Genomic DNA, 23,143 nt, shown 5'->3' with positions numbered 1-23,143 from the left:
GATGCGGACCATCAGCTTCATCCTCGCTTTGGCCTTCATTCTGGCTGGTCCCTCGATGGCTGGTTCTTCGGATCAGGGCCTGCCGGGGGTTGGCACCTTTGCTTATAACGGCTCGCCGGTTGCGGCCCCGGTGCCGCTATCGATGGTCGTGGCTGCCAACTGAGCGTAGCGGATCCTTTGCAAAGAGATCGCCGATAAAGGCTCGGTATGTTCGTACGCATCTGCTCTGCTGTAATCTTTGCGTCTCTTCTTCTCAGCGGCGCGGCGCAAGCCCAGACCCAAGTCCAAGCCCAAGTCCAATTCAGCCGCCGCAGACCTCGTTCCGTTCCCTGTTCAAGGTGCCCGATCCGCGCGGCGAGTTCGTGCGGCTCTGCGCGCCCCATATGGTCGGACGTTGGGCACATCCCGAAACCGTTTGCGGCTGCCTGCACGACTACGCCGCCGCGACCGTGGAAGATGCCGACTTGCGCGAAGCGCTGCTGCGCGGCATCAGCGAGACCGGAGTGCCGACGATCGAAAGCGCGTGGGTGCCGGCGTCGAAGCGATCCGAGATCGGTCCGACCTTCACCAAGATCGCCAAGCCGACGCTGCAATGCATGTTCGAGCCGGCGACGAACCAGTAAGCGCGGTCCTCAATTCTACGCAGCGCCCCTTAATTCTGCTGCGTCATAGCTGCTCAGAGCTGTTCGCTCAACGACTTCCTGGCGCACCGGCGCGCGAGCGCGATGCGCTGTGGCGTGGGGTCGTCGGCCGATACGGAAGCTGGTAGGTTAGGCCCGAACCGATTGCACAAAGGAGCTGTCATGAAATCTCTTTTTATCGGCCTGATCGGCGTATTGTCGCTGGCCATATCTCCGGCGGTCGCCGCCGACGCTGCGACGCAGGAGGCCAACAAGAAGGCCGTGCTCGAGTTTTACGATGCGGCTCTCAATCGGAAGGACTTTGATGCCGCGGCGAAGTTTTTCGGGCCGCATTATATTCAGCACAATCCGACGGCGCCGGACGGCATCGAGGGCTTCAAGGCATTCCTCGGTTTCCTACGCGAGAAATTTCCGGACTCCCGCAGCGAGATCAAGCGCGCTTTTGCCGATGGCGATTACGTGATCGTCCATGTCCACAGCGTGCGCGAGAAAGGCACGCGCGGCCGCGCCATCGTTGACATTTTCAGGCTGGAGAACGGCAAGATCGTCGAGCACTGGGACGTCGTACAGGAAATTCCCGAGAAGGCCGCTAACACCAACGGCATGTTTTAGCTCGGGCGGTCGCCGCTAACGCCTCTTCGTCCCCAGCCGCGGAATGCACTTGCGGGTGCGGAGCACGCCTGATGTCGTCATCTGCGAGCCCTGGACTTCCTTGATTTGTCCCGCCGGGCACGATCCATCATCGACCATGACGCGCTGGCCGAGTCTGAGGTCGACAATGTCCTGCTCGCGCGAGACCGTCTGGGCGAGGGCCGTCGTTGCATAGCCGAGCACGCCTGCGATCAATGCACCGATGACGAGATACGAGACTTTGCGATGGCCGCGCATTGGGTATTTCCGTTCGCGAAGTTGATTTGGGCATCGAGCTTAGTGACGCGCCCGCGATTCTGATAGGGTGCCGGCCGGCGCGAGTGGTCAAGTGGCGGCCTTCAGCCGTTTGACCTTGCCTGTTCCGCCCTTGTTCGGTTTGCGATTTGCCTGCAGCGCGACCAGCGACGATTTCGCGAGTCGCTCGGCCGATGCGATCAGTTGTGGCAGCGGGTGGCCGGCAAATCCGAGGACGTAGCCGGCAAGCGGGTGTGCGCGAAAATAAGTTTCCGCCAAGAGCCAGCCAGCGACACCGGCTTCGGACTTTGCCTGCGCGGCGATACGGGGATCGGTCGATGGATCGAACCGCGCGACCAGATGCAGGCCTTGCGAGGGCACCGGCACCGACAGTCGCTCATCCGATGCGGCAGTCAGCGTCGACGCCAACACGTCGCGCGCTTCGCGATAGATCGCGCGCACCTTGCGCAGGTTGGCCGCGAACGCGCCGGAATTGAGCATGTCTGCGACCGCGCCTTCGAGCAGCGTGCCGGGAAAACGGTCGAGCGCGGCACGGGCTGTCGTCACCGGTCCGACCAACCGCTCGGGCAGCGCGCAATAGCCGATGCGCAATCCGGGGAATAATGTCTTGGCGAACGTGCCCATGTAGATGACGCGCGAGAGGTGATCGATGCCGGCGAGCGACAGCAATGGCGCGCCGTCGTAGCGGAATTCGCTGTCATAGTCGTCCTCGAAGACGAAGGCATCCGCATCCCTGGCCCAGTCGAGCAATTCGAGCCGCCGCGGCATCGACATCTGCACGCCGAGGGGAAATTGGTGCGACGGTGTCACATAGGCCGCGCCAGCCGAAGGAGCGAGGGCCCGGCCTCTGGCCACGATCAGGCCTGAGGCATCGACCGGCACCGAGACGGGAAGCAGGCCGCAATGCTCGATCGCCCTTCGCGCGGCGGGATAGCCCGGGTCTTCGCACCAGATCTGATCGCTGGGCTTGAGGATCGCACCCAGCACGATCCGCAGCGCATGCTGCGTCCCGGACGTCAGCATGATCTGGTCGGGATCGCAGCGCAGGCCGCGCGCCGACAGCAAATGATCGGCGATCGCGGCGCGGAGTTCGCGGCTGCCCCTGGGATCACCGTACTGCAGGTGCTCGGTGCCGAAGGCGCGCATGCGCCGGCCGGCAAACGCCCGGAAGCGCTGCAGCGCCCTTTCGTCGATATGCGTGCAGCCGAGCGCCAGCGGACCCTGCTGCGGCCCTTCGATCGCGATCTTCGTCTTACGTGCGTTGTTGACGCGGGCCGGAATGCGCGCGGCGACGAAGGTGCCGGAGCCGACGGTGGCCACCGCAAAACCATCCGCGATCAGCCGCTCATAGGCCGAGGTGACGGCGTTGCGGCGAAAGCCGGTCTGCTTGGCCAGCATGCGCGACGGCGGCAGCGGCTCGCCGGGCTTTGCGATCCCGCCTGTGATGGCGTGGCACAGCGCCTGATAGAGCCGGTGCTGGGAGGAGGCGCCCGGCGTCACGTGCGGACCGGAAAGGTCGAGCGCCAGTTCTGGCTTGCGGCGTGCAGGCGGAGAATTGGTCGGAATTTTTCGCATGGAATTGGCACTATCGCAGACCAAATTGGCCGGTACAACTCTTAACGACCACTCACCGAAACAGGAGTTGCCGTGACCGACGCCGTGTATCCGCTATCGCCGCGCAACCAGGTGAAGCGCCGCCATGATCGCGGCTTCTACGACCACGCCACGGTGCACGGCCTACTCGATGCCTCGATGCTGTGTCACGTTTCCTACGTGATCGACGGCCAGCCCTATTGTACGCCGACATTCTTCTGGCGGGAGGGAAGCAGGCTGTACTGGCATGGCAGCAGCGCCAGCCGCATGCTGCGAAATCAGTCCGAAGGCCAAAGGGTCTGCCTGACGGTTGCGCATCTCGACAGCCTGGTGCTGGCCCGCTGCGGCTTCAATCATTCGTCGGATTACCGTGCCGTAATGGCCTTCGGCACCGCCTATCTCATCACCGATCCCGTGGAGAAGGAGCGCGCGCTCGTCGCCATGGTCGACCGCTTTTTTCCCGGTCGGACCGCGACGTTAAGGCAAAGCACGGCGCAGGAGATCAAGGCGACGTCGGTAATCGCGATGGAAATCGAGTAGGCATCCGCCAAGATCAGGTCGAAGGGCGTCGCTGACGACGATGAGGACTATGAGCTGCCTGTTTATGCCGAGCGTATTCCGGTCCGCACGGTGCTGGGCCGGCCGGAACCCTGTCCGCGGCTTCTCGACGGCGTCGAGCGACCGGCCTCCCTGAGCGGCTATTCGGAAGGCCGCCTGCTCGAAGATGCATTGCGGGATGCGCATTTTGCGCATTACGCCGGCGGCTGAGATCGGGGTAGGGTGCGCACTCTGACCTTGCCAAATTCCGATTGGAGCTGCCGCATGACGACCGATACGCAACAGAAAATCCTAGATGCCGTCGACGCCGGCTTCGATGCGCAACTGGCGACGACGAAGGATTTCGTTGCGATCCCCTCGACCCGCGGCGCCGAAGGACCGTGCCAGGACATGATCGGTGATCTCCTGCGCCAGCGCGGCTATGAGGTCGACGACTGGCATATCGACGTCGAGGATCTCAGGGATCTGCGCGGTTTCGGCCCGATCGAGCATGATTTTTCCAAGGCGCGGACGGTGGTCGGCACGTATCGGCCGGCGACCAATTCCGGCAAATCACTGATCCTGCAGGGGCACTGCGATGTGGTGCCGGCAGGTCCCCTCGACATGTGGGAGACGCCGCCGTTCTCGCCTGCCATCAAGGACGGCAAGATGTATGGCCGCGGCGCCTGCGACATGAAGTCCGGCACCATCGGCGCGCTCTATGCGCTGGATGCGATCAAGGCAGTAGGGCTGAAGCCAACGGCGCGCATCCATTTTCAGTCGGTGATCGAGGAGGAATCGACCGGCGTCGGCGCGCTCTCGACCTTGCAGCGCGGCTACCGCGCGGACGCCTGCTTCATCCCGGAGCCGACCGGCGAGACCATGGTGCGCTCGCAGGTCGGCGTGATCTGGTTTCGCCTGAAGGTGCGCGGCTTCCCGGTGCATGTGTTCGAGGCCGGCGCCGGCGCCAATGCGATCATGGCGGCGTACCACCTGATCCACGCGTTGCAGAAGCTCGAGGCGGACTGGAACGAGCGCGCCAAGGCGGACCGGCACTTCAAGGCGGTCGCCCATCCGCTCAACTTCAACCCCGGCATCATCAAGGGCGGCGACTGGGCTTCCAGCGTGCCGGCCTGGTGCGACGTCGATTGCCGCATCGCGGTCCTGCCGGGCTGGTCGATCGCCGAATGCCAGAAGGAGATTTTGGCCTGCGTGTCGGCGGCGGCGCGCGATCACAGATTCCTGTCCAACAATCCGCCGCAGGTGGAGTGGTCGGGCTTCTTGTCGGAGGGATATGAGCTGACGAACTCGGCCGAGCCGGAAGCCGCCTTCGCAAAAGCGTTCGACGCCGTCTATGGCGGCGTGGTGCCGGACCGCGCGTTCACCGCGCTGACCGATACGCGGTTCTATGGGTTGAACTACAACATCCCGAGCCTGTGCTTTGGCGCGAAGGGCGCCGCAATGCACGGCTTCAACGAGTATGTCGAACTGGACTCGCTGCGGAAGTCGACCAAAGCAACCGCACTTTTCATCGCGGAATGGTGCGGGGTGGAGAAGGTGTGAGTCACCGTGTCCCGGACGCGGTGCAGCGCTTCGCGCTGCTCCGCAGAGCCGGGACCTGCCGCCGTATGGACCCCGGAATAGCAGCCACCGCTCCGCGCTGCGCAGCATCCGGGGAACGTCAGCCAACAGGCCACAACGCCCTAACGATCGCATCCAACCCATCCGTCAGCGCCGCCGGTCCCGGCTGCAGGATGATCGTCGACTTGATCTCGACGATGCGATTATTGCGCACGGCGGGGATATCGCTCCAGCCCGGCCGCTGCCGGATACGCTCAGGCACGACCTTCTTGCCGCACCATGACGCGAGGATCACGTCGGGGGCCGTGTCGCGCACGACATCAGGCGAGATGATCCGGTCCTTGGCGGCCTGCTGAAACCGCAGCTTCGGTAGGGCGTCCTCGCCGCCCGCGATCTCGATCAGTTCGGACACCCAGCCGATGCCGGAGATAAGCGGATCGTCCCATTCCTCGAAATAGACTTTTGGTTTCGCTGCAGGCCGGGGCGTCGCGGCGACCTGCGCGACGCGCTTTTCAAAGCCGCGCGCTAGTTGATCGGCGCGCTCCGCCGCACCGACCATAGCGCCGAGCGTGCGAATCATCGCGAGGATGCCCGCAATGTCGCGCTGGTTGAAGACGTGGACAGCGACGCCCGCGCGCACCAGATCCGCCACGATGGCCGCCTGCAGGTCGGAGAAGGCCAACACGAGATCAGGCTCGAGCGCGAGAATCTTTGGAATATCCGCGGAGATGAAGGCGGCGACCCGCGGCTTCTCGCGGCGGACCTGTGGCGGCCGCACCGCATAGCCGGAGACGCCGACGATGCGGTCCTGCTCGCCGAGCAGATACAGCGTCTCCACCGTCTCTTCGGTCAGGCAGACAATTCGGCGGGGCGGGAACTGGCGCATGCCGATGATATGGCGGAATAACGCGGCCATGTCACGGCGGCCATTACCTCGGAGGTCATTGCCTGATTTACCGGCAGCCTTCATTCTGTTCAGGAAATCACTTCAAGAAAAGCCGGAGGACGAATGACGCCGCTCGAAAAGATCCAGTCGATGAAGATGCCGTTTGCGGAACTGAAGGGGGTAACCTTCACGGAAGCCGGAATGGATCGGGTGGTCGCCAAGATGCTGGTGCGGCCGGACCTCTGCACGCTCCGGAATACGATTCACGGCGGCGCTCTCATGGCGTTCGCAGATTCGGTTGGCGCCGCGGCGACTGTCATCAACCTGCCGGCGGACGCAAAAGGCACCACCACGATCGAAAGCAAGACCAATTTCATCGGCGGCGCCAAGGAAGGGACCACGGTGATTGCGACCGCAACTCCGGTGCATCGCGGACGTCGCACCCAGGTCTGGCAGACGCGGCTGGAGACCGAGGACGGCAAGCTCGTGGCGGTCGTCACGCAAACGCAGATGGTGCTGTAGCTCAGGCCATCTCCACCGTCTGCACGGCGTTCAGCATTCCGGTTTGCGGATGACAGTCCACATATTCGAAAAGCTGCTCGTCGGCGCGGGCGACGGTGACCTCGTGGTAGAGTCGCAATTTTGCGGCCGGCCCGAGCGTCGACAGATATTTCATGGCGGCGCCGAAAATCCTGACATGGGTCGGGTGCGATTCAGCCCAGCGCTCCAGCGCCGACAGGCTCTTCCACCAGCTCATGCCGTACGATTTTTCGACTCTCGCGCCGTCAGGGCCGATGACGGTCATGTAACGGTTGGCATAGCAGCCGATCGCTCGTCCCTGGTCGCGGAGGAAATCCATGCCTGCGCGCAGCACTGGTTCGACATCGCCGAGGTACATCTTGCGCTCAGTGGCCTCGGTATCGCCCCAATCCTGACCCGACCGGATCAGGCAGAGATTGTCGTGCGGGATGATCCGGATGCGCGCGCCGTCGCGAATGGCTCGCGCGGAACCTGAGGGAGCCATCTCGCTGGTCTGGGACAACGGGATGCGATCGCGCATGCCGCCCCAATAGGCGTGCTCCAGCACCTCGCCGCTCATGCCGTCGGCGAGAACGGCGACGCCTTCGGGCCTTCCGAGCGAAGAGAACAGCGTCTCATATCCTTCCACGGACGGGTAAAGCGCCTCAATGAAGGTCCCGAAGCCGTCATTCGTTCGCTGGCCGCCGGTCCAGCGCTCGCGCGCGGCCGGAAACCAGCGATCGAACTTTTGCCGCTCGTCCCAGTAGGCCACCGTGACGAAATTGGTGAAGCCGGCCTCGTCGACATAGCTCGCGCGGTCCCAATGGGACGGGCCGTCGGCGGCTGCGAAATCCGAAGCGAGCCGGGCCGACGCCTGCTCCGCGGCTACCGAGAGCGCACCGCGGGATTGGATGCCGAAATAGGCCATCACCACCCGCGTGACGCTTGGCTTGTGCCGCGCCACGAATGACGGGTAGGGCGGCGTATAGTCCTCGCCGACGCGGCGGTGACGCGTTCGCGCAGTTTGCAGATGTGCAGGGATCGCTGATTCCATGGGCCTGCTCCTTCTCGCAAAAATGAAGCGCGTCAAGCCTGCAGCCTGATTTCGCTCATGACCTCGGCATCGATGGGAAGCGAGAAATGCTCGACGCGGTTGGCGCGCGTGGTGTTGAGCAGCAGCCGCGTAACATCGGGCCGCGAATAATGCCCGGCCGGATCGGCGGCGTTCTTCGCCACGCCGATCATGCCGAGATCGATGTCGGCGTACAGAATGCCTTCCTGGTCGGGCGGCAGTTTCTCGGCCAGCGAACTGCCGTCCGGCCCGTAGATCACGGCGTGGCCACCGCCGGCATGCAGGAATGCGTGTTTTTCGGGAGTGTCGCAGAGTTCGTCGATCATGGCCTGCGAAACGACCGCGCAGGGGCCCAGGAAGAAGCATGAGCCCTCGACCGCATAGACCTTGCTGGCGGCATTATTGACCTCATGGCCAAGCGCATGCGCGAACGGATCGTACAGCGAAAAGCTCGGCCAGGCACCGACATGCACCTGTTCGTTTTGGGCGTACATCGCGTATTTCGACAGCGGCTGCAGGTGCTCCCAGCAGCACAGTGCGCCGAGCCGTCCGACGTCGGCACGATCGTGAACCGCAAGATCGCTGCCGTCGCCTTCGCCGAACACGGTGCGTTCGGCATGGGTCGGCCGCAGCTTTCGGCGCTTGGCGATGGTCTCGCCATCGGGACCGATCAGCCATTGCGCGATATAGAGGCTTCCACCATCGCGTTCGGACAGCCCGAGCACGGCCGTCAGCTTTGCGCGTTTCACGGCTAGGCGGATCTTTTCCGCCTGCAGGCTGTCGAAGGCTAGCGAATTGTCAAAATAGCGCTGCACGAAACCGCGGCCGATCGCCCAGGCAGGTGCGCCAAGCCAGATCTGCCACGGATATCCGGGGATGAAGGTTTCGGGAAACGCGATCAGCTTGGCGCCTTTCGCGGACGCTTCCTCGATCAGCTTGATGGTCTTGTCGACGGTCGCATCGAGATCGAGAAAGATCGGCGCCGCCTGAACCACCGCCACCTTGTATTTCTGATGAACCAGACCCATCGAACTCATCCTCTCGTGTTGAAGACCGGTGATCGCTGACGCCAGCCTACAGCCGTGGCAATGCGCACCGCTTGTCCGCGGCGGAACGAAAACTTGTCTAAACTGGCAGATGGTCGGGAGAACGCCGGACGCCCGCGGCGCGCCAAGAGGGGCCGGGCGAAAGACGTTACTTGTTCGGCTGCTCGCGCCATTCGCGCGGCGAGACGCCGAAGCGCTGTTTGAAGATGCGGCTGAAATGAGCGAGGTCGTTGAAGCCCCACGCAAAGGCAATCTCGCCGATGTGCCGGGCCTGGTGGGCCGGGTCGGCAAGATCACGCTTGCAGCGCTCCAGCCGCTGCGCCTGCACGTAGCTGCGGAACGAGGACCGTTCGGCGGCCATCAGATCGCTGGCATAACGCGGCGAGATTCCGACTGCCGCCGAAGCGCGCGGCAGCGATAATTCGGGATCGGAAAGATGCGTCAGGATATGGTTTTTGAGGCGATAGAGCAGCGCCGACCGGTGGGCCGACTGGTCCGGCAACCGGGCATGCAGCCGGTCGGCAAGCGTCATCGCCAGCAGGTCGAGCGCCTGGTCGAGTAGGCGCGTTGCGGCGGCGGGATCAACCAGCTCGACGGTCTTGCTCACATTGCGTGCGAAATCATACGTCAGCCGTTCGAGCGGACGATCGCCTGCAAACGTCGTCGCGGTCAGACCGTCGAACGAGCCGACGCGCTGTTGCAGCAATTTGCGCGGCATTTGGAAGATCGTCTGCGAGAAGCTGTCGTCGAAGCGCAGCTCGTAGGGTCGGGTGGTGTCATAAATGACGAATTGTCCCGCAGAGACGACTGCCTCGCGGCCGTCCTGGAACACGCCGTTCACGCCGTTGTTGCCCAGCGCCATCAGCACGAAATCTTCGCTGGCACGGGCTATGCGAGACGGTGTGCGGAATACCCGCTGTGCCGTGGAATCGACCTGCGTGAGCGCGATCTGCCCGATTCTGGATTGCGACACCGAGCCCCAAAACGCGCCACGCATGTCCGATTTGCAATCGAGCCCGACAAAGGTGTCGCAGACGATGTCCTGCCACACCGCAAGCCGGCGCTCCGGAAGGCAAGATCTGGTGTCGAGCACGACAGCCACAATGGATCTCCACGAAACATCCGGTGCATTGCCTGGGCTTGGCGCATCAAAAAAAGCAAGCTCCATGCCCAGTTTGCGCGGGGTGACGAACCTTAACAATTGGTTAATGGCGGGTCGGCTAAACTGCTGGAATGCTGCCGTTATTTAAGGCAGTATACGGAGCAGTCCGGTCTTGAATTCGATGTTGCGCCGCACAATATAGGTGGTCTAGGGATTCGACGCCTCCTCGAGGGTTTTCTCAGAGGAGTTTTGGACTATGTACCTCACCGTTATTGCGGCTGCGCTTGCCGATAGCAGCGTGCGCACGCTGAGCCAGCAGGAAGAACTGCCGCTATTGCGCGATCACCTGCTGCGGCTCGACCGCACCAGCCGCCGCGACCGTTTCCATGGCTTCATGGACGACAGCTTCATCGAGCGCTACGCCGAGAAATGCGCCAATGACGGCACGACGATTATCGCCTTCTTTGAAAACGGCGTGGTTCGCGGAGCCGCGGAGCTGCATCCGCCGGACCAGTCACCGGATTCGCTTCCCGAGATCGCCTTCAGCGTCGAAGCATCGGTGCGGCGGCGGGGCGTCGGCAGCATCCTGTTCCGCAAGCTGATCGCGGTGGCGCGGGCCAAGGGCTACAAGAGCCTGCGGATCACCACCGGCGCGCAGAACGAGGCGATGCGCGCGCTCGCCAGCAAGTTTGGCGCGCAGCTTGTCTTCCGCCACGGCGAATCTACCGGCACGATCGATCTGACGAAGTATGATCAGGCAGAACTTGCGACGTCCTGGATCGACAGCGTGCTGAAGGCGACACGTAAGGCCGTAGCTTTCAACCGCAGTTATCGGCGAATGCTGCTTCGTATGGCCGGGACCGCCCCGTCCGAGTGGGGCGCCTCTTAAGCCGATCCGTACGTTCGATCTCGAGAATTGCCCAAAACCTTGGGCAATTCTCTGCGCAATCAAGGTAATCGCCGGCTTGTCAGGTGCCGGTACGCTTGTCGTTGCCGAAGCGCCTGATGACACGGCGCTCGACCACGACCGAACGCTGCGCGCCTTGTTCGCCCGCAATGACGCGAGTGGCCGATCGCGCCAACGCACGGCCGGTCTTCTTCACTTCAGCCAGCACTTCCTCATAGGGCAGCCCCATCAGCGCGGCGGCGATTTCCGCCTGCTGCTGCTGATCGTCGGTGATCCCGACCGCGGCGAAGATTGCCTCCTCCAGCGTCGGCGGATCCCGCCGGACGCGTCGTGTGCCGTATTTCGTGTTCCAGTCTTCGCTCATGGGCGCCTCGCATCTGATTGCGGAGATACCTAGGGGCACCAATGTTGCATTGCAATATGAATTTCGCTCGGCAATACAGCCATGCGTCTAAAATCTCTCAAGTCCGGTAGCGCTGTACGGTTCGGTGTCACCGTGCTTGCCATTATGGCGAAGGATTGCCGGCGGCAGCCAGATCCAGCGGCTGTTGCGGCCAGCGCTTCAGCGCGGCATGGCCGGCATCAGTCAGCAGGTAGATGCCGCGCTCGGCGCGTTCGAACCAGCCATAAACGTTGTGCAGCAGGATTTTTCCGGCATCGGGAATCTCCGCCCGCAAATCCCGGACGCGCCGTGGCCCGCCGGACAGCGCGGAGGCACAGGCCAGCGCCTGCTGGCGGTACGCCGTCATGATCGGCGCGCGCGTCGATCCGCCCATGACGGGATCGCCCTTGCGCTTCTGGTGCTCCGCGATCAGCCGCGAGCGCTTTTTGGGATCGCGGCGCGGCGCTGACGTCGGTGGCTTGACGAGCACTTCGACATCGCCGGTGCTGGTGACGGCGAGCATGCCGAAGCCAAGCCGGCGGCAGAGATTGCGATACCGCGCGTCGCTTTCGCGGCCCTTGCCGCGGGCGGATAATTTAGCCGCAAGCCAGACCTCGTCGGCGGCGCCGGCGCGATCGACCGCCTGCAGGATCAGTTCCAGGTTGAAGGAAAGCTTCAGTTCACCGATCACCACGATCGGCGGATCGTCGCCACTCAGCGCCACAAGATCGCAGCCGCCGACCTCGCCCTTGACGGTGAAGCCGAGCTTTTCGAGGAAGCGTTTGACAGGAAGATAAAGGGCGGTTTCCAAGGCAGGCTCCGGCGGCGCAGGTGGCCGCGACTCAACGTGCCGACTCTAGCTGAATTCCGGCTAAGCGTTTGATCGGATGGCACCTCAGCGGCTATTCTGCAGCGGGGACAAGACCAACGGCAATTGAGGGAACCTGCGACCGGTAGATCGCAGGGCGCCGGCCGTTGCGAATTCCGGAGTAAGCAGGGCGTGCTGTCAGGACTATACAAATTCCGTTTCACAACGGAGCGCGGGGAAGGTTCCGGCGTGATGTTCGCGACCGCGGGCGGCAGACTTTATGGCGGCGATTCCGGGTCTTCGTTCGTCGGCCACTTCACCGAGGCCGATGGCGTCATTTCCGCCGAATGCATGATGTCGCGCCACTACCACGATCCCGGCTATGTCCCGATGTTCGATATCGACAATATCGCGATGAAATTCACAGGCGTGCGCCGCGGGGAGGAGGTTCATTTCGAGGGCGGCAGCACGGCGTTGCCGGGGATCCGGTTCGCGACGGTCCTGAGCCCGATCAATGACGCCGACGCGCCGCCGCCCGGTGCGGTCGGCCCTGACGGGATCGGCAACGGGCTCTACTCCATCCACATCCGTATGCTCGACGGGATCGATGCCGGCAACACCGGTGTCATGATGCTGCAGGACGGACGCATCAGGGGCGGCGACGCGTTCTTCGACTACATCGGCGCGTACACGGCGGCGAACGGCAAATGGAAAGGCGAACTCGTCAACCGCGAGCATACCCCGGCCCAGGGCGAGCGGCCGGTGTTCGGCGGCCATGAAGTCGGCATCGGCTTTTCCGGCACCTACGACCGCGACGGTGCGGAAGGCGAAGCCACCGCGCTCGCCGGCAAACGCAGCATCCGCTTCAAGGCGGTGCTGCGAAAACTGGTGGAGGTGGAGGGTTAAACCCTCCCATTCACCGGCAGCAGCGCGCCGGTGACGGCGCTGGCCGCGTCGCTGGCGAGGAATAGGATCACGTCGGCCAGTTCCTTCGGCGTCACCCATTTGGTGAAATCGGCTTTCGGCATGCTGGCGCGGTTGGCCGCGGTGTCGATGATCGACGGCAGCACGGCATTGACTGTGATCTTGCCCTTGAGTTCGGCGGCGAGCGCCTCGGTCAGACGATGCACGCCGGCCTTGGAGGCGGCGTAGGCGCCCGTGCCGGCGCCCGCCTGCAGCGCGCCCATTGCGCCGATATTGACGATGCGTCCGGCGCCTGATGAGGCGAGATACGGGATCGCCGCGCGCGAGGCGTTGAGCGCGGTCATCACGTTGAGCGCGTACATCCGTTGCCAGGTTTTGGGATCGCCATCCGCCACCGTCTCGAAGGCGAATCCGCCGGCGATGTTGAGTAGCGCGTCGAGCTTGCCGAAATGCGCGGCCGCGGCGTCGATCGCCTTCTTGGCTACCGCCGCGTCGGTGAGGTCGACGCCGCCGAGTTCGAACAGATCCGCCGTGGCCGGGGCTTGGGTCGGTGCATGGTCAACACTCGCAATCCTGGCGCCTTGCGCCAGCGCTTCGTCCACGACCACCCGGCCGAGCGCACCCAGCGCGCCCGTCACGACAATGACTTTTCCATCCATGAAGGGCCTCCGCATGCGGATGAGGGAGCGCACCCTATCAGGAGACTTTCAATCCAATGCGGCGAATTTCTGCATGACCGTCGTCTCGCCAGCCCAAATTGTCGCGGCCCAGGACTGGCCGGAGGTAGCGAGCTACGTAGGACTAAGGGAGACTACGGAATAGGGCGAAATCGATAAAATTTGCCGGAGTTCTGTAAGCCGTTTGCAGACTCCGTTCGATAGAACCGGACTCCAACAAAAAGGCAGGGGATTTTGTCATGGGTTTGCCGGATCATGGTTTACCGCTTGTTCAGCTTAAGGAGCAGCGGCGCGACCTAGTTGTAGCGCTGCAGAATCGCAGCGGTCCGGTCTCGAGCTGGGAATTGATGCAGATCGCAGCGATCCAGCAGGCGATCTCCGCGTTCGAGGACGTCATCGCCGATCTCGACGCCGAACTGGAAATGGAAGCGGCGGCCTGAGCCGATAGCGCGCAGCTTTCCTGACCGAAGGTTTGGTTTACTGCCTGCTTTACGGTTTGCGCACAGCGGATATGATCGCGGTATGCGCCGCGCTCTGGCATTTCCACTCGTTGTCATCGCACTCTGTGTGCTGCAAGCGGCTGCCGCGCATGCGCAGGCTTGCGTTGCCGATCAACATGGCGGCCTCGTCTGCGGCGAGGGGACGGCCGCGATGCGTGTCATCGCCGGTACCACCTCGCCATCGAACAGCTATGCGTTCGCCTGGCGGACCGCGCAGGGCCTGCCGTCCGGCAGCGATACTCCCAACGACGTCGAGAACGTCCTGATCCGTGTCACCGATGGCGTGGTGCTCGCTACGCTCGGCGGGACATATTGGGAGACTGGCGAGATGCGGGCGAACCGCTACGAGCTGATTGCGGCCTGGTCGCCGGACAGCCAGGCGGTCATCGAGGTCGCGAACAGCCGCTGGGACAGCGATTCCTTTGCCTACTACCGGATTGATGGAGCAACGGCGACCAAGCTCGATCTGCGTGCGCTAGTCGAGCCTGTCATGACGGCCAGGCTGCCGCCTCGAAATCGCCAAGGTATTTCCTTCCGCGTGCATGAGGATCTGCCGGTGACCCTCGATGCGCGCGGCCGCGTGCGCTTTACCGCGATGCTCTATGTGCCCAATGGCGAAACAGCAACGACTACAAAGTGCAGGTCAACGTCAGGGCGAGAGGCGGCAAGCTGTCCGCGCAGGTCGTGTCGATGCAGCGGGTAAGATGAAGGCGGATCAGGTTAATCCTGCAGATAGCGCGCTTCGAGGCTGGCACGTTCGGCTTTGCCGAGACCAAGACCATCGCGGAGATAGCTTTCGAGATCGCCATAGTCGGCGTCGATGGCCTCGAAGGCGGCGGCGAGAAACGAGGCCTGCACCGTACCCAGCACCTGCTTGACGTTCTCGGGCAGGTCGCTGCTGTGATTGGGGTCCCTGCTGTAGAAGCGGTTGGTCAGGAGATAGTCTTCCGAAATAATGTCCTCGGAAACACCGAGCGTATGCAGGATCAGCGCGCACGCAAAGCCGGTGCGATCCTTGCCGGCGGTGCAATGGATCACCAGCGGCGCGCGATCTTCCAGTAGATGTGCAAACAGCGTCCGGAAGTGCTGCGTATTCCTCTGCACATAGCTGCGGTAGGAGTCGCGCATCACCTCGACGGCGTGGTCCGTCGACAGCGGCGTGCCGGAAGCTGCGATGGCGCGCAGCGCCGCGACCACCGTCGGCTCGACCGGGAGTGAATGAACGGTGATTTCGGGCATGCCGCACAGGGCGGCGGCGCGTTCCTCGGTGCCGCGAAAGTCGAACGCGCTGCGGACGCCCAGCTCCCGCAGGACGCGGACATCGCCTTCGGTGAGATGGCCAAGATGATTGGAGCGAAAAATCTGCCGCCAGCGTACGATCCGGCCGTCGCTTGTGGGATAGCCGCCGAGATCGCGAAAGTTGCTGGCGCCGGCAAGATTGAGATGGCGGGCAGGGGAGTCTGACATCATGCAGCAAGGGTTGGGACGGAGGACAAGGGACGGGTGTCGTTCGGCCCCGTCTCGTCTATACTGAACTCGCAAGAGGGCGAAGCATGAATCGGCGGAACATCACGATTTTTGGCGCGGCGCTAGGCCTCGCCGCGGTTGCAACCATGCCTTCACAGGCGTCGGCGCAGTCCAGCTTCCGGAATTATCGTTGCGTCGACGGGTCGCAGTTCACGGTCGGATTTTTTCAATACGACAAGCGTGCCCATCTGCAACTCGACGGCAAGGCGGTGACGCTGCCCAAGCGCTGGGCGCTGTCGGGGGCGCGTTATCAGGGGAAGGGCGTGACCTTACGGATCACCAAAGCTGGGATCACCACGCTCAAGCACGCCAGAAGGCGGACCACGACGTGCGAGCAGACATGAAAAAGGGCCGAAACGATTTCGTCCCGACCCTTTTCTAGTTCTCCGTCCGCGCCTCATTTGCTCGGCGCGTCCCTGCCAAACACCTCACAGACATCAGTGATCCCGCTCGGTCTTGGCGTCCTCAATCGCCGCGGCGTGGTACCAGCTATCGCTGCAGTCCGCGAGGTTGACCGGTTGGGCCGCAAATTCGGTCACGGCTTTGGTCTCGCCATAGCGGCGTCCCCCGAGAGCCGCCCGGCCCCCGGCTGGGAATTGGTAGATCGTGGCTGACCCGTGATTCAAACTCGGATTTATCATTGCAGTCTCCTTTTTGTCGAAGCGCGAGCCTCCATGGTGCGCCCGACTCGTTCTCTAGCGGTTACGTAAGGCGATATTGTCGGTGCCCCGGGCAGGTGCAAGTGACCAAGAGAGCGGCACGTCTTGGCTATTTTGTAGGCATTTTTTGTGCTGCTTCCTGCGAGGCAGCAGCCGCATGACCAACGCGTGCGCTGACGGGATGGTTGCTCGGGTAAGTCGACGTCCCGCTCGGGGGTCTTAAAGGGTTGCCGCACCTTTAAGCGCTTAGCGGCAGGCAAACGAAAATGCCGGAGAAATGGGCTGGATTCGGCTCGCGAGCCTGCCGCCAGACCGTCCGATTTGCGGCTCTGCCGCGCTCCTATGTCGCAGCTTTTATTTCAGGCCGCCTCCAGTCGGCGCTGTGGATGGCCGTTGCCGCGGTGCGGCGTGTGGCACGCTACGTGCTTAGTAAGAGGTGGCCTGACGTGGCCGGGTACACGCATGCGGAAACCTCCAGGGGCTGGGCGTCAAAATCCAGAATTCAAGGCTTCGGTTTTCCGCATTTCATAGCAACTTAAGAGAGGCTCAATGACCAAGTACAAGCTCGAGTATATTTGGCTCGACGGCTACACGCCGACGCCGAATCTGCGCGGCAAAACGCAGATCAAGGAATTCGACAAGTTCCCGACGCTGGAACAGCTTCCGCTGTGGGGCTTCGACGGCTCGTCCACCATGCAGGCCGAAGGCCACAGCTCCGATTGCGTGCTGAAGCCGGTAGCCGTCTATCCGGATGCTGCGCGTGAAAACGGCGCGCTAGTGATGTGCGAAGTCATGATGCCCGACGGCAAGACCCCGCACCCCTCGAACAAGCGCGCGACCATCCTCGATGACGAAGGCGCCTGGTTCGGCTTCGAGCAGGAATATTTCTTCTATAAGGACGGCCGGCCGCTCGGCTTCCCGTCGGACGGTTATCCGGGTCCGCAGGGCCCGTACTACACCGGCGTTGGCTACAAGAACGTTGGCGATGTCGCCCGCAAGATCGTGGAAGAGCATCTCAACCTCTGCCTCGCCGCCGGCATCAACCACGAAGGCATCAACGCCGAAGTGGCGAAGGGCCAGTGGGAATTCCAGATCTTCGGCAAGGGCTCCAAGACCGCTGCCGACCAGATGTGGATGGCTCGCTACCTGATGCTGCGCCTGACCGAGAGCTATGGCATCGACATCGAATTCCACTGCAAGCCGCTCGGCGATACCGACTGGAACGGCTCCGGCATGCACGCCAACTTCTCGACCAAGTACATACGCGAAGTCGGCGGCAAGGAATACTTCGAGAAGCTGATGGCTGCCTTTGAGAAGAATCTCATGGACCACATTGCCGTTTACGGGCCGGACAACGACAAGCGTCTGACCGGCAAGCACGAGACCGCGCCCTGGAACAAGTTCAGCTACGGCGTGGCTGACCGCGGCGCCTCGATCCGCGTGCCGCACTCCTTCGTCAACAATGGCTACAAGGGCTATCTGGAAGACCGCCGCCCGAACTCGCAGGGCGATCCCTACCAGATCGCGTCCCAGATCCTGAAGACGATCGCAGAAGTGCCGACCGGCGCCAAGGCCGCCGCGGCCTAAGAGACGTGACGATATGACCCGGGGCGCGCGCCCTAGGTGCAAAGCTGATCCGCCAAGGCACTGCCTTGGCGGATCATTACGTTTTGATGACACCGCTGCCTTGACAGTTTGATTCAAATACGGCGGTTCAAGGCCGTTCCCCTGCGTTATGAACCGCGCTAGACAATTAGCCGGGTTTGCCGGGGGCACGGCATTGTTTGAGGGATTTTACAAAGTCAGGTTTCAGCTTGGCGCTTCGGTCGGCCGCAGCGTGATGTATGCGCGCGATAGCAAGATGCTGGGCGGCAATTCGGCCTTCGCCCATATCGGTACTTACGAAAAACGCGACGACGGCGTCGATATCGTGATCCAGACCGTGCGCCACAATCCGGACCCGAATTACCGCGCGATGGCCGGTACCGACGATGCCACCCTGCTGGCGAAGGGCAGGGCAGACGGCAGCCTCTACCGCTTTGAAGGGGGCTTGAAGGAGTTGCCCGGCGTGGCGTTCCATTCGGTGATGACGCCGCTCGAGCAGGAGGTCATCCCGATCGCCGGCAGCGTCGGCGAGGGCGGCATCGTCAACGGCCTCTATTCCATCCACGTTCGCCTGCTCGACGGCGTCGAGGGCGGCCTGACCGGCGTGATGCTGCTCAATGACGGTCGCATCCTCGGCGGCGACGCATCCTTCTACTATCTCGGCACCTACACCTCGGAGAATGGCCGCTGGAAAGGCCAGATCCTCAATCAGGAGCACACGCCCGCCATGGGCGAGAACCCCATCTTCGGCGGCCATGAAGTCGGCATCGGCTTTTCCGGTTCCTGCGATGAGCAAGGCGCGCTTTTGGAGGCGACCGCGCTCGCCGGCAAGCGCAGCCTTCGCATGACCGCAGTGCTCAAGCTGATGCGCCGGGTATAGTGGCCGATGGCTGATGCCGTGCGCATGCTCTCGACGCTGGCGTTGAAGGGCGCCGTGCAAGCCCTGGCCGGCCAGTATCAGGCGGCCGGAGGCGTACGCATCGACGCCGATTTCGCGCCCACACTGGCGCTGTTGGACCGGCTGCGGGCGGGCGAGGCCGCGGACGTCGTCATCCTGACCCGCGAGGGACTGGACGAGGTCGCGCGTGAGGGGCGGGTGGTCACGGAGACTTGCGTGGATCTGGCCCGCTCCTTCGTCGGCATCGCCGTGAAGGCCGGGGCGGCCCATCCCGATATCACGACCGAGGCGGCGGTGCGCGCGACGCTACTCGGCGCGCGCTCGGTGGCGTACTCGCGGCTTGGCGCCAGCGGCATTCTGTTCGCAAAGCTGATCGAACAGCTCGGCATCGCCTCCGACATCAATGCGAGGGCGCTGATCATTCCGCAGGGCTTTACCGCTGAGAAGCTAGTGACCGGCGAGGCCGATCTCGCCGTCCAGCAGATCAGCGAATTGAAGCAGGTCAGGGGCATCGAGGTGGTTGGACCCATTCCGCGCGAACTGCAAACGCCCGCGGTGTTTTCCGCCGGGCGCATGGCGGCGACGAAGAAGCCGGCCGAGGTAGACCGGCTGCTGCGATTTCTTGCGTCACCTGCGGTCGCACCGGCATTGCGCGAGAGCGGGCTCGAGCCTTGAATTTGGCGGCACGCCGACGCAACCTGCGCCTCATGAAGGGGGATGTTGCGAGGCCTGCTGATTGTTGCTGTCGTCTGGGCCGTGGCGCCGACGCCGGCGGCTGCGCAATCAGCCGACCTCGTGCTGTGCGATCGCATTGCCGCCGACCCGTCCGATCCCGACCGGCCGGCCGGCGTGAGGGGGACAAACGAGATCGCGGCTTCCGATATTGCTACTGCCATCAGATATTGCAGGATTGCCGCGAACGCGTCGCGGCGCGCGATGTATCAGCTTGGGCGTGCCTACGCCGCCAACGGGCAAGCGGCCGAAGCGATGGCGGCTTGGCGCAAGGCGGCCGACAAGGGGTCGACTTCGGCGATGGTCGAACTCGGCGTGCTCTACGGAACCGGCACCGGCGTTGCGCGCGACGAGGCGCAGGCGCGAAAGCTGTTCGAGCGCGCCGCTCAGGCCGGCAATCCGCGCGGCGTCAGCAATCTCGCCGCGGTGGGCGGCGGAGGCGCCTCATCAGACCCGGCGCGTGCGCGCGAACTGCTGTCGAAGGTGGCCGAGACAAATGCCGAGGCGCAGTATCAGCTCGGCATGATGCTGGCTGAGGGCAATGGCGGAACGAAGGACGATGCGGCGGCTCGCGCGCTATTCGAGAAGGCAGCCGCGCAAAACCATCCGGCTGCCCTGGAGCGGATGGGCGCCTTCGCGCAGGCGGGCCGCGGCGGCTCAAAGGATGCGGAAGCTGCCAAGGCCTACTATCAGCGCGCCGCCGCACTGGGCGATGAGGATGCGAAGAAAGCGCTGGAGCGGCTGCGCTGTCCCTACGCGATCAAGGACAAGCGCGGAAACCTGGTAACGAATCTATGCTTCTGAGGCGGCCGACCATCATTCCCGGATCAACACGACGCCGGCGATGAGGAGGACCGCGCCCGCTAAACGCGCGGTGCTGAGGGGATGCGGCGTCAGCCCGAACGCGCCGAAATGGTCGAGCGTCACGGCAGCGAGCACCTGGCCGGCAATGACCAGCGCAAACAGCGTCGCTGCGCCGAGCGAGGGCAACAAGAGGATCGCCAGCAGGATGAACGCGGCGCCGAACACGCCGCCGGACCACGCATACCACGGCACATCGGCCATTGTTTTCCAGGACGGCACGCGCTCGCGGAGTGCGATCACCGCAACGATCATAGTGATGAGACCGACGGCATAGCTGACCAGCCCCGCCCATGCCGGCGACGAAAGCGCCGTGCGCAGGTTGCCGTTGAGCACCTGCTGGGTCGCGACGCTGACGCCAGCGCAGAGGGCAAGGAGATAGAGGAAGAAATGTTGCACGTGAGCCCCCCGTTCATTCCATGCCGGCCGAACGATCCCGGCATTGCAAGGCAAGACAACGCGAATAGCCGGAGCGGAACAAGGGGACCGCTAGGGTCATTATTCGGACGGGACTCGCAAAAAAAGCGGTGCTGGCCATGATCCGAAAATTATCATCGGGCGAATACCGGCTCTATTCCCGCAAAATCAATCCGAAAACCGGCAAACGCCGTAATCTCGGAACCTTCAAATCGCGTGCTGCGGCGGAAAAGCACGAACGCGCCGTGCAGTATTTCAAACGGCATTGAAACTGCGGTAAAACGCGCGCTGGTTCCATCGTGGCGGTGGTGCTAAGCCCGCCGGACGGTTCGATATTGCAGGACATTTTCGTTGCTGAACGGGCTTTACAAGGTCGAGTACGGCGTGGACGACGCGTTCGGCCGCAGCATCATGTGCATGCATAATGGCAAGCTGTTGGGCGGCAATTCCGCCTTTGCCCATCTCGGCACCTACCAGGAGACGGCTGACGAGATTGTCGGCGAGGTCATCACCCAGCGCCACAATGACGATCCCTACTATAAGCCGCTGATGGATACCGACGTCGCCGCCATCAGCGTGCGCGGCAAGCTACAGGGCAACAAGATTCGTTTTGAAGGCAGTGCCGCGCCGCGGCCAGGTGCCTTGTTCTGGGCCGAGTTGACACGGCTCGACGACGAGGCGCTGCCGCCGGTCGGCACCGTCGGGCCGGGCGGCATTGTCAACGGGCTCTATTCCCTTCAGCTCCGCGCGCTCGATGGTGTCAAAGCCGGCTTGTCCGGCGTCATGCTGCTGCTGGACGGCCGCATCCTCGGTGGCGACGCCTTTTTCTACTACCTCGGCTCGTATTCCTCGGCCGACGGCCGCTGGAAGGGCGAGATCCTGAACCAGGAGCATACGCCGGCAAAGGGCGAAAACCCCGTGTTCGGTGGTCATGAGGTGGGCATCGGCTTTACCGGCACCTGCGACGAAGCGGTGGCTGAGCTGGAAGCCATTGCGCTCGCGGGGAAGCGCAGCCTGCGGCTGGCTGCCACGCTGAAGCTGATGCGGCCCGCTTAGCCGCGCTTGCGCCGAGCGAAAAACCAAACGGTGAGGGCGACGGGCGCGCCCAGCGCCAACCAGGAAAAATAGCGGCCGGGCCCCTCGGACAACAGCGCGCTTAACAGCCCAGCGACCGACAGCGCGCCGATCAGCAGCGGGCCACCATAGACGGTCCGCCAATTGCCGCTGGATCGCAATTTGCGGGCGTCGGTCATTCGGACGGCTGCAACAAAGGCTGCCCTGCGAACGCGTGGCTGCGATGCTTGCGCCGTTTGACGACCCACAGATAGAGCCCGCTGACGATGACGACGATAGTCATGATGTCGAGCAGGGCCCAGATGATCTTCAGCGGGATGCCGCCATAATCGCCGAAGTGCAGCGGTTGCGACACCAACAGTGCCTTGAGATATACCGGAAGATCGCGCGCGTCGGAGACTTCTCCGGTTTCGCCATCGAGCAGCACCGGCTTGAGCAGACGCGATGTCAATGGCGTGTCGCCACGCATGAACACGGCGAAATGATGCGAGCTCGTGAACGGCGTGCCCGGGAAAGCAACGAACGAGACGTTCATGTCCGGCGCGGTTTTGCGTGCATTCTCAAGCGTCGTGTCGAGGGAGGCAAGGTGTACTGGTGGCGGCTTGCCGGCATAGGGTTTGACCATATCGGCGAGCTCGGTGGCCTTCCACTGACTCAGCATCACTTCCGCAAGCGTGTTGATGACGCCGGTGGTGCCGACCACCAGCGCCCATGCGATGGTCACCGCGCCCAGAAGGTTGTGCCAGTCGAACCAGGCGATGCGGCGTGACTTGTCCCGGAGGGTGCCAAAGCTCAAGCGCCGCGTGAATGGCCAGTACAGCACCACGCCGGAGACGATGGCGACCAGGAACAGGAAGCCCATGGCGCCGAGGAACAGTTTGCCGGGCTGACCGGCAAACATATCGACGTGGAGTTTGAGGAATATCAGCATCGGGCCGCCACCGACCGAGCCGAGCGGCTTGGCGGTGTGCGCATCGTATGCCCTGAGCGTTGCCGCATCCGGATCGCCATCAACCTTGTTGTTGGTGAAGGCGATGATGTTGTTCGGCTCGTCCTTGTCCCACAGGATATACTGCAGGACGCGACCGGGATCATTCGCAAGTGCCGTGCGGGCGATCTCGTCGATGCTCCGTTTCACCGCGCCCGGCTGTGCGATCTCGGGCTTCGGATCATAGCCGAGCAGCTCATCGATCTCGTGATGAAAGATCAGCGGCAGACCGGTGACGCACAGCAGCAGCAGGAACAGCGTCGATATCAGGCTGCTCCAGGTGTGGACCACCGACCAGATA

At 63.2% G+C, this 23,143-nt stretch carries 29 protein-coding genes and 2 pseudogenes; 17 read left to right on the top strand and 14 right to left on the bottom strand.

What is annotated here, in order from left to right; genetic code table 11:
* Window position 1: 1 nt before the first annotated feature.
* From RX328_RS27730 to RX328_RS27720, 3 genes and pseudogenes are all read left to right on the top strand, one after another.
* On the top strand, window positions 2-163 hold the full coding sequence (locus RX328_RS27730; protein ID WP_213247631.1) for a hypothetical protein: 162 nt from the start codon (window positions 2-4) through the stop codon (window positions 161-163).
* A gap of 44 nt (window positions 164-207) precedes the next feature.
* Window positions 208-623, top strand: a pseudogene (locus RX328_RS27725) (hypothetical protein).
* Window positions 624-803: 180 nt separating this feature from the next.
* Window positions 804-1,253: an ester cyclase gene (locus tag RX328_RS27720; RefSeq protein ID WP_213247629.1), complete on the top strand. Its 450-nt coding sequence runs from the start codon at window positions 804-806 to the stop codon at window positions 1,251-1,253.
* Window positions 1,254-1,268: 15 nt separating this feature from the next.
* On the opposite strand, the gene RX328_RS27715 is transcribed toward RX328_RS27720, so the two are convergent.
* Window positions 1,269-1,529 (bottom strand): DUF6719 family protein, encoded by a 261-nt coding sequence (locus RX328_RS27715; protein WP_213247627.1) that lies wholly within the window; start codon window positions 1,527-1,529, stop codon window positions 1,269-1,271.
* 87 nt (window positions 1,530-1,616) lie between these two features.
* A complete protein-coding gene (locus RX328_RS27710) occupies window positions 1,617-3,122 on the bottom strand; it encodes a PLP-dependent aminotransferase family protein (protein WP_213247625.1) in 1,506 nt (501 codons plus the stop codon).
* A gap of 72 nt (window positions 3,123-3,194) precedes the next feature.
* On the opposite strand from RX328_RS27710, the pseudogene RX328_RS27705 reads away from it, so the two are divergent.
* Window positions 3,195-3,908, top strand: a pseudogene (locus RX328_RS27705) (pyridoxamine 5'-phosphate oxidase family protein).
* A 54-nt stretch (window positions 3,909-3,962) separates the two neighbouring features.
* Complete coding sequence (locus RX328_RS27700; RefSeq protein ID WP_213247623.1) at window positions 3,963-5,240, top strand: ArgE/DapE family deacylase; 1,278 nt, start codon at window positions 3,963-3,965, stop codon at window positions 5,238-5,240.
* Window positions 5,241-5,358: 118 nt separating this feature from the next.
* On the opposite strand, the gene RX328_RS27695 is transcribed toward RX328_RS27700, so the two are convergent.
* Window positions 5,359-6,144: a cobalamin-binding protein gene (locus RX328_RS27695; RefSeq protein ID WP_213247796.1), complete on the bottom strand. Its 786-nt coding sequence runs from the start codon at window positions 6,142-6,144 to the stop codon at window positions 5,359-5,361.
* Window positions 6,145-6,267: 123 nt separating this feature from the next.
* On the opposite strand from RX328_RS27695, the gene RX328_RS27690 reads away from it, so the two are divergent.
* Window positions 6,268-6,666, top strand: a complete 399-nt coding sequence (locus tag RX328_RS27690; RefSeq protein WP_213247621.1) for a PaaI family thioesterase — start codon at window positions 6,268-6,270, stop codon at window positions 6,664-6,666.
* A gap of 1 nt (window position 6,667) precedes the next feature.
* Here RX328_RS27690 and RX328_RS27685 read toward each other — a convergent pair whose 3' ends face one another.
* The 3 genes from RX328_RS27685 to RX328_RS27675 form a co-directional block, all read right to left on the bottom strand.
* Entirely contained in the window at window positions 6,668-7,717 is a 1,050-nt protein-coding gene (locus RX328_RS27685) for a phenylacetaldoxime dehydratase family protein (protein ID WP_213247619.1), read from the bottom strand.
* A 32-nt stretch (window positions 7,718-7,749) separates the two neighbouring features.
* Entirely contained in the window at window positions 7,750-8,763 is a 1,014-nt protein-coding gene (locus tag RX328_RS27680; RefSeq protein ID WP_213247617.1) for a carbon-nitrogen hydrolase family protein, read from the bottom strand.
* Between the two features lie 166 nt (window positions 8,764-8,929).
* Window positions 8,930-9,883: a helix-turn-helix domain-containing protein gene (locus RX328_RS27675; RefSeq protein WP_312017950.1), complete on the bottom strand. Its 954-nt coding sequence runs from the start codon at window positions 9,881-9,883 to the stop codon at window positions 8,930-8,932.
* 256 nt (window positions 9,884-10,139) lie between these two features.
* On the opposite strand from RX328_RS27675, the gene RX328_RS27670 reads away from it, so the two are divergent.
* Window positions 10,140-10,772: a GNAT family N-acetyltransferase gene (locus RX328_RS27670; protein WP_213247613.1), complete on the top strand. Its 633-nt coding sequence runs from the start codon at window positions 10,140-10,142 to the stop codon at window positions 10,770-10,772.
* Between the two features lie 79 nt (window positions 10,773-10,851).
* Here RX328_RS27670 and RX328_RS27665 read toward each other — a convergent pair whose 3' ends face one another.
* Together RX328_RS27665 and RX328_RS27660 are read right to left on the bottom strand one after the other, a co-directional pair.
* Complete coding sequence (locus RX328_RS27665) at window positions 10,852-11,154, bottom strand: hypothetical protein (RefSeq protein WP_057851384.1); 303 nt, start codon at window positions 11,152-11,154, stop codon at window positions 10,852-10,854.
* 142 nt (window positions 11,155-11,296) lie between these two features.
* Window positions 11,297-11,983, bottom strand: coding sequence for a DUF2161 domain-containing phosphodiesterase (locus tag RX328_RS27660; RefSeq protein WP_213247611.1), 687 nt, complete (start codon window positions 11,981-11,983; stop codon window positions 11,297-11,299).
* 249 nt (window positions 11,984-12,232) lie between these two features.
* On the opposite strand from RX328_RS27660, the gene RX328_RS27655 reads away from it, so the two are divergent.
* Window positions 12,233-12,886, top strand: a complete 654-nt coding sequence (locus RX328_RS27655; protein WP_249726116.1) for a hypothetical protein — start codon at window positions 12,233-12,235, stop codon at window positions 12,884-12,886.
* Here the strand turns inward: RX328_RS27655 and fabG are convergent.
* Complete coding sequence (fabG, locus tag RX328_RS27650; RefSeq protein WP_213247606.1) at window positions 12,883-13,563, bottom strand: 3-oxoacyl-ACP reductase FabG; 681 nt, start codon at window positions 13,561-13,563, stop codon at window positions 12,883-12,885. The genes RX328_RS27655 and fabG overlap by 4 nt on opposite strands.
* Window positions 13,564-13,820: 257 nt before the next feature.
* Between fabG and RX328_RS27645 the strand changes: the two genes are divergently transcribed.
* Both RX328_RS27645 and RX328_RS27640 read left to right on the top strand, forming a co-directional pair.
* Entirely contained in the window at window positions 13,821-14,021 is a 201-nt protein-coding gene (locus RX328_RS27645; protein WP_028346392.1) for a hypothetical protein, read from the top strand.
* Between the two features lie 82 nt (window positions 14,022-14,103).
* Window positions 14,104-14,784 carry a hypothetical protein gene (locus RX328_RS27640; RefSeq protein WP_213247604.1) on the top strand — a complete coding sequence of 227 codons (681 nt, stop codon included), beginning with the start codon at window positions 14,104-14,106 and terminating at the stop codon, window positions 14,782-14,784.
* Window positions 14,785-14,801: 17 nt separating this feature from the next.
* Here the strand turns inward: RX328_RS27640 and RX328_RS27635 are convergent, their stop codons facing one another.
* Window positions 14,802-15,548 carry a tyrosine-protein phosphatase gene (locus RX328_RS27635; protein WP_213247795.1) on the bottom strand — a complete coding sequence of 249 codons (747 nt, stop codon included), beginning with the start codon at window positions 15,546-15,548 and terminating at the stop codon, window positions 14,802-14,804.
* Between the two features lie 86 nt (window positions 15,549-15,634).
* Between RX328_RS27635 and RX328_RS27630 the strand changes: the two genes are divergently transcribed.
* On the top strand, window positions 15,635-15,952 hold the full coding sequence (locus RX328_RS27630; RefSeq protein ID WP_247511479.1) for an MliC family protein: 318 nt from the start codon (window positions 15,635-15,637) through the stop codon (window positions 15,950-15,952).
* A gap of 93 nt (window positions 15,953-16,045) precedes the next feature.
* On the opposite strand, the gene RX328_RS27625 is transcribed toward RX328_RS27630, so the two are convergent.
* A complete protein-coding gene (locus RX328_RS27625; protein ID WP_213247602.1) occupies window positions 16,046-16,249 on the bottom strand; it encodes a DUF2735 domain-containing protein in 204 nt (67 codons plus the stop codon).
* A gap of 567 nt (window positions 16,250-16,816) precedes the next feature.
* On the opposite strand from RX328_RS27625, the gene RX328_RS27620 reads away from it, so the two are divergent.
* From RX328_RS27620 to RX328_RS27605, 4 genes are all read left to right on the top strand, one after another.
* A complete protein-coding gene (locus RX328_RS27620) occupies window positions 16,817-17,854 on the top strand; it encodes a glutamine synthetase beta-grasp domain-containing protein (protein ID WP_213247600.1) in 1,038 nt (345 codons plus the stop codon).
* A 193-nt stretch (window positions 17,855-18,047) separates the two neighbouring features.
* A complete protein-coding gene (locus tag RX328_RS27615) occupies window positions 18,048-18,752 on the top strand; it encodes a GrlR family regulatory protein (protein ID WP_213247598.1) in 705 nt (234 codons plus the stop codon).
* 6 nt (window positions 18,753-18,758) lie between these two features.
* Entirely contained in the window at window positions 18,759-19,445 is a 687-nt protein-coding gene (locus tag RX328_RS27610) for a substrate-binding domain-containing protein (RefSeq protein ID WP_213247596.1), read from the top strand.
* Window positions 19,446-19,487: 42 nt separating this feature from the next.
* On the top strand, window positions 19,488-20,306 hold the full coding sequence (locus tag RX328_RS27605; protein WP_213247594.1) for a tetratricopeptide repeat protein: 819 nt from the start codon (window positions 19,488-19,490) through the stop codon (window positions 20,304-20,306).
* A 12-nt stretch (window positions 20,307-20,318) separates the two neighbouring features.
* Here the strand turns inward: RX328_RS27605 and RX328_RS27600 are convergent, their stop codons facing one another.
* Window positions 20,319-20,762: a DMT family transporter gene (locus RX328_RS27600; RefSeq protein ID WP_213247593.1), complete on the bottom strand. Its 444-nt coding sequence runs from the start codon at window positions 20,760-20,762 to the stop codon at window positions 20,319-20,321.
* A gap of 137 nt (window positions 20,763-20,899) precedes the next feature.
* Between RX328_RS27600 and RX328_RS27595 the strand changes: the two genes are divergently transcribed.
* Window positions 20,900-21,049: a hypothetical protein gene (locus tag RX328_RS27595; RefSeq protein WP_156908518.1), complete on the top strand. Its 150-nt coding sequence runs from the start codon at window positions 20,900-20,902 to the stop codon at window positions 21,047-21,049.
* Window positions 21,050-21,131: 82 nt separating this feature from the next.
* On the top strand, window positions 21,132-21,836 hold the full coding sequence (locus RX328_RS27590; RefSeq protein WP_213247591.1) for a GrlR family regulatory protein: 705 nt from the start codon (window positions 21,132-21,134) through the stop codon (window positions 21,834-21,836).
* Here RX328_RS27590 and RX328_RS27585 read toward each other — a convergent pair.
* On the bottom strand, window positions 21,833-22,033 hold the full coding sequence (locus RX328_RS27585; RefSeq protein ID WP_213247589.1) for a hypothetical protein: 201 nt from the start codon (window positions 22,031-22,033) through the stop codon (window positions 21,833-21,835). The two genes, RX328_RS27590 and RX328_RS27585, sit on opposite strands and share 4 nt — an antisense overlap.
* Window positions 22,030-23,133, bottom strand: a complete 1,104-nt coding sequence (locus RX328_RS27580; RefSeq protein ID WP_312017949.1) for a PepSY-associated TM helix domain-containing protein — start codon at window positions 23,131-23,133, stop codon at window positions 22,030-22,032. Before RX328_RS27580 ends, RX328_RS27585 begins: the two co-directional genes overlap by 4 nt.
* Window positions 23,134-23,143 lie beyond the last annotated feature (10 nt).

Source organism: Bradyrhizobium sp. sBnM-33, from assembly GCF_032917945.1.
GTDB lineage: Bacteria > Pseudomonadota > Alphaproteobacteria > Rhizobiales > Xanthobacteraceae > Bradyrhizobium.
The sequence above is the reverse complement of the archived record's forward strand: the minus strand, read 5'-3'. Positions and strand labels throughout refer to the sequence as shown.

Excerpts from the sequence above, each read along its gene's own strand:
- RX328_RS27625 (WP_213247602.1), bottom strand. The coding sequence starts at position 16,249 with ATGATAAATCCGAGTTTGAATCACGGGTCAGCCACGATCTACCAATTC.
- fabG (WP_213247606.1), bottom strand. The coding sequence starts at position 13,563 with ATGGATGGAAAAGTCATTGTCGTGACGGGCGCGCTGGGTGCGCTCGGC.
- RX328_RS27655 (WP_249726116.1), top strand. The coding sequence starts at position 12,233 with ATGTTCGCGACCGCGGGCGGCAGACTTTATGGCGGCGATTCCGGGTCT.
- RX328_RS27665 (WP_057851384.1), bottom strand. The coding sequence starts at position 11,154 with ATGAGCGAAGACTGGAACACGAAATACGGCACACGACGCGTCCGGCGG.
- RX328_RS27640 (WP_213247604.1), top strand. The coding sequence starts at position 14,104 with ATGCGCCGCGCTCTGGCATTTCCACTCGTTGTCATCGCACTCTGTGTG.
- RX328_RS27620 (WP_213247600.1), top strand. The coding sequence starts at position 16,817 with ATGACCAAGTACAAGCTCGAGTATATTTGGCTCGACGGCTACACGCCG.
- RX328_RS27670 (WP_213247613.1), top strand. The coding sequence starts at position 10,140 with ATGTACCTCACCGTTATTGCGGCTGCGCTTGCCGATAGCAGCGTGCGC.
- RX328_RS27690 (WP_213247621.1), top strand. The coding sequence starts at position 6,268 with ATGACGCCGCTCGAAAAGATCCAGTCGATGAAGATGCCGTTTGCGGAA.
- RX328_RS27685 (WP_213247619.1), bottom strand. The coding sequence starts at position 7,717 with ATGGAATCAGCGATCCCTGCACATCTGCAAACTGCGCGAACGCGTCAC.
- RX328_RS27605 (WP_213247594.1), top strand. The coding sequence starts at position 19,488 with ATGTTGCGAGGCCTGCTGATTGTTGCTGTCGTCTGGGCCGTGGCGCCG.
- RX328_RS27635 (WP_213247795.1), bottom strand. The coding sequence starts at position 15,548 with ATGTCAGACTCCCCTGCCCGCCATCTCAATCTTGCCGGCGCCAGCAAC.
- RX328_RS27720 (WP_213247629.1), top strand. The coding sequence starts at position 804 with ATGAAATCTCTTTTTATCGGCCTGATCGGCGTATTGTCGCTGGCCATA.
- RX328_RS27595 (WP_156908518.1), top strand. The coding sequence starts at position 20,900 with ATGATCCGAAAATTATCATCGGGCGAATACCGGCTCTATTCCCGCAAA.
- RX328_RS27700 (WP_213247623.1), top strand. The coding sequence starts at position 3,963 with ATGACGACCGATACGCAACAGAAAATCCTAGATGCCGTCGACGCCGGC.
- RX328_RS27610 (WP_213247596.1), top strand. The coding sequence starts at position 18,759 with ATGGCTGATGCCGTGCGCATGCTCTCGACGCTGGCGTTGAAGGGCGCC.
- RX328_RS27645 (WP_028346392.1), top strand. The coding sequence starts at position 13,821 with ATGGGTTTGCCGGATCATGGTTTACCGCTTGTTCAGCTTAAGGAGCAG.
- RX328_RS27730 (WP_213247631.1), top strand. The coding sequence starts at position 2 with ATGCGGACCATCAGCTTCATCCTCGCTTTGGCCTTCATTCTGGCTGGT.
- RX328_RS27680 (WP_213247617.1), bottom strand. The coding sequence starts at position 8,763 with ATGGGTCTGGTTCATCAGAAATACAAGGTGGCGGTGGTTCAGGCGGCG.
- RX328_RS27585 (WP_213247589.1), bottom strand. The coding sequence starts at position 22,033 with ATGACCGACGCCCGCAAATTGCGATCCAGCGGCAATTGGCGGACCGTC.
- RX328_RS27710 (WP_213247625.1), bottom strand. The coding sequence starts at position 3,122 with ATGCGAAAAATTCCGACCAATTCTCCGCCTGCACGCCGCAAGCCAGAA.
- RX328_RS27630 (WP_247511479.1), top strand. The coding sequence starts at position 15,635 with ATGAATCGGCGGAACATCACGATTTTTGGCGCGGCGCTAGGCCTCGCC.
- RX328_RS27695 (WP_213247796.1), bottom strand. The coding sequence starts at position 6,144 with ATGCGCCAGTTCCCGCCCCGCCGAATTGTCTGCCTGACCGAAGAGACG.
- RX328_RS27715 (WP_213247627.1), bottom strand. The coding sequence starts at position 1,529 with ATGCGCGGCCATCGCAAAGTCTCGTATCTCGTCATCGGTGCATTGATC.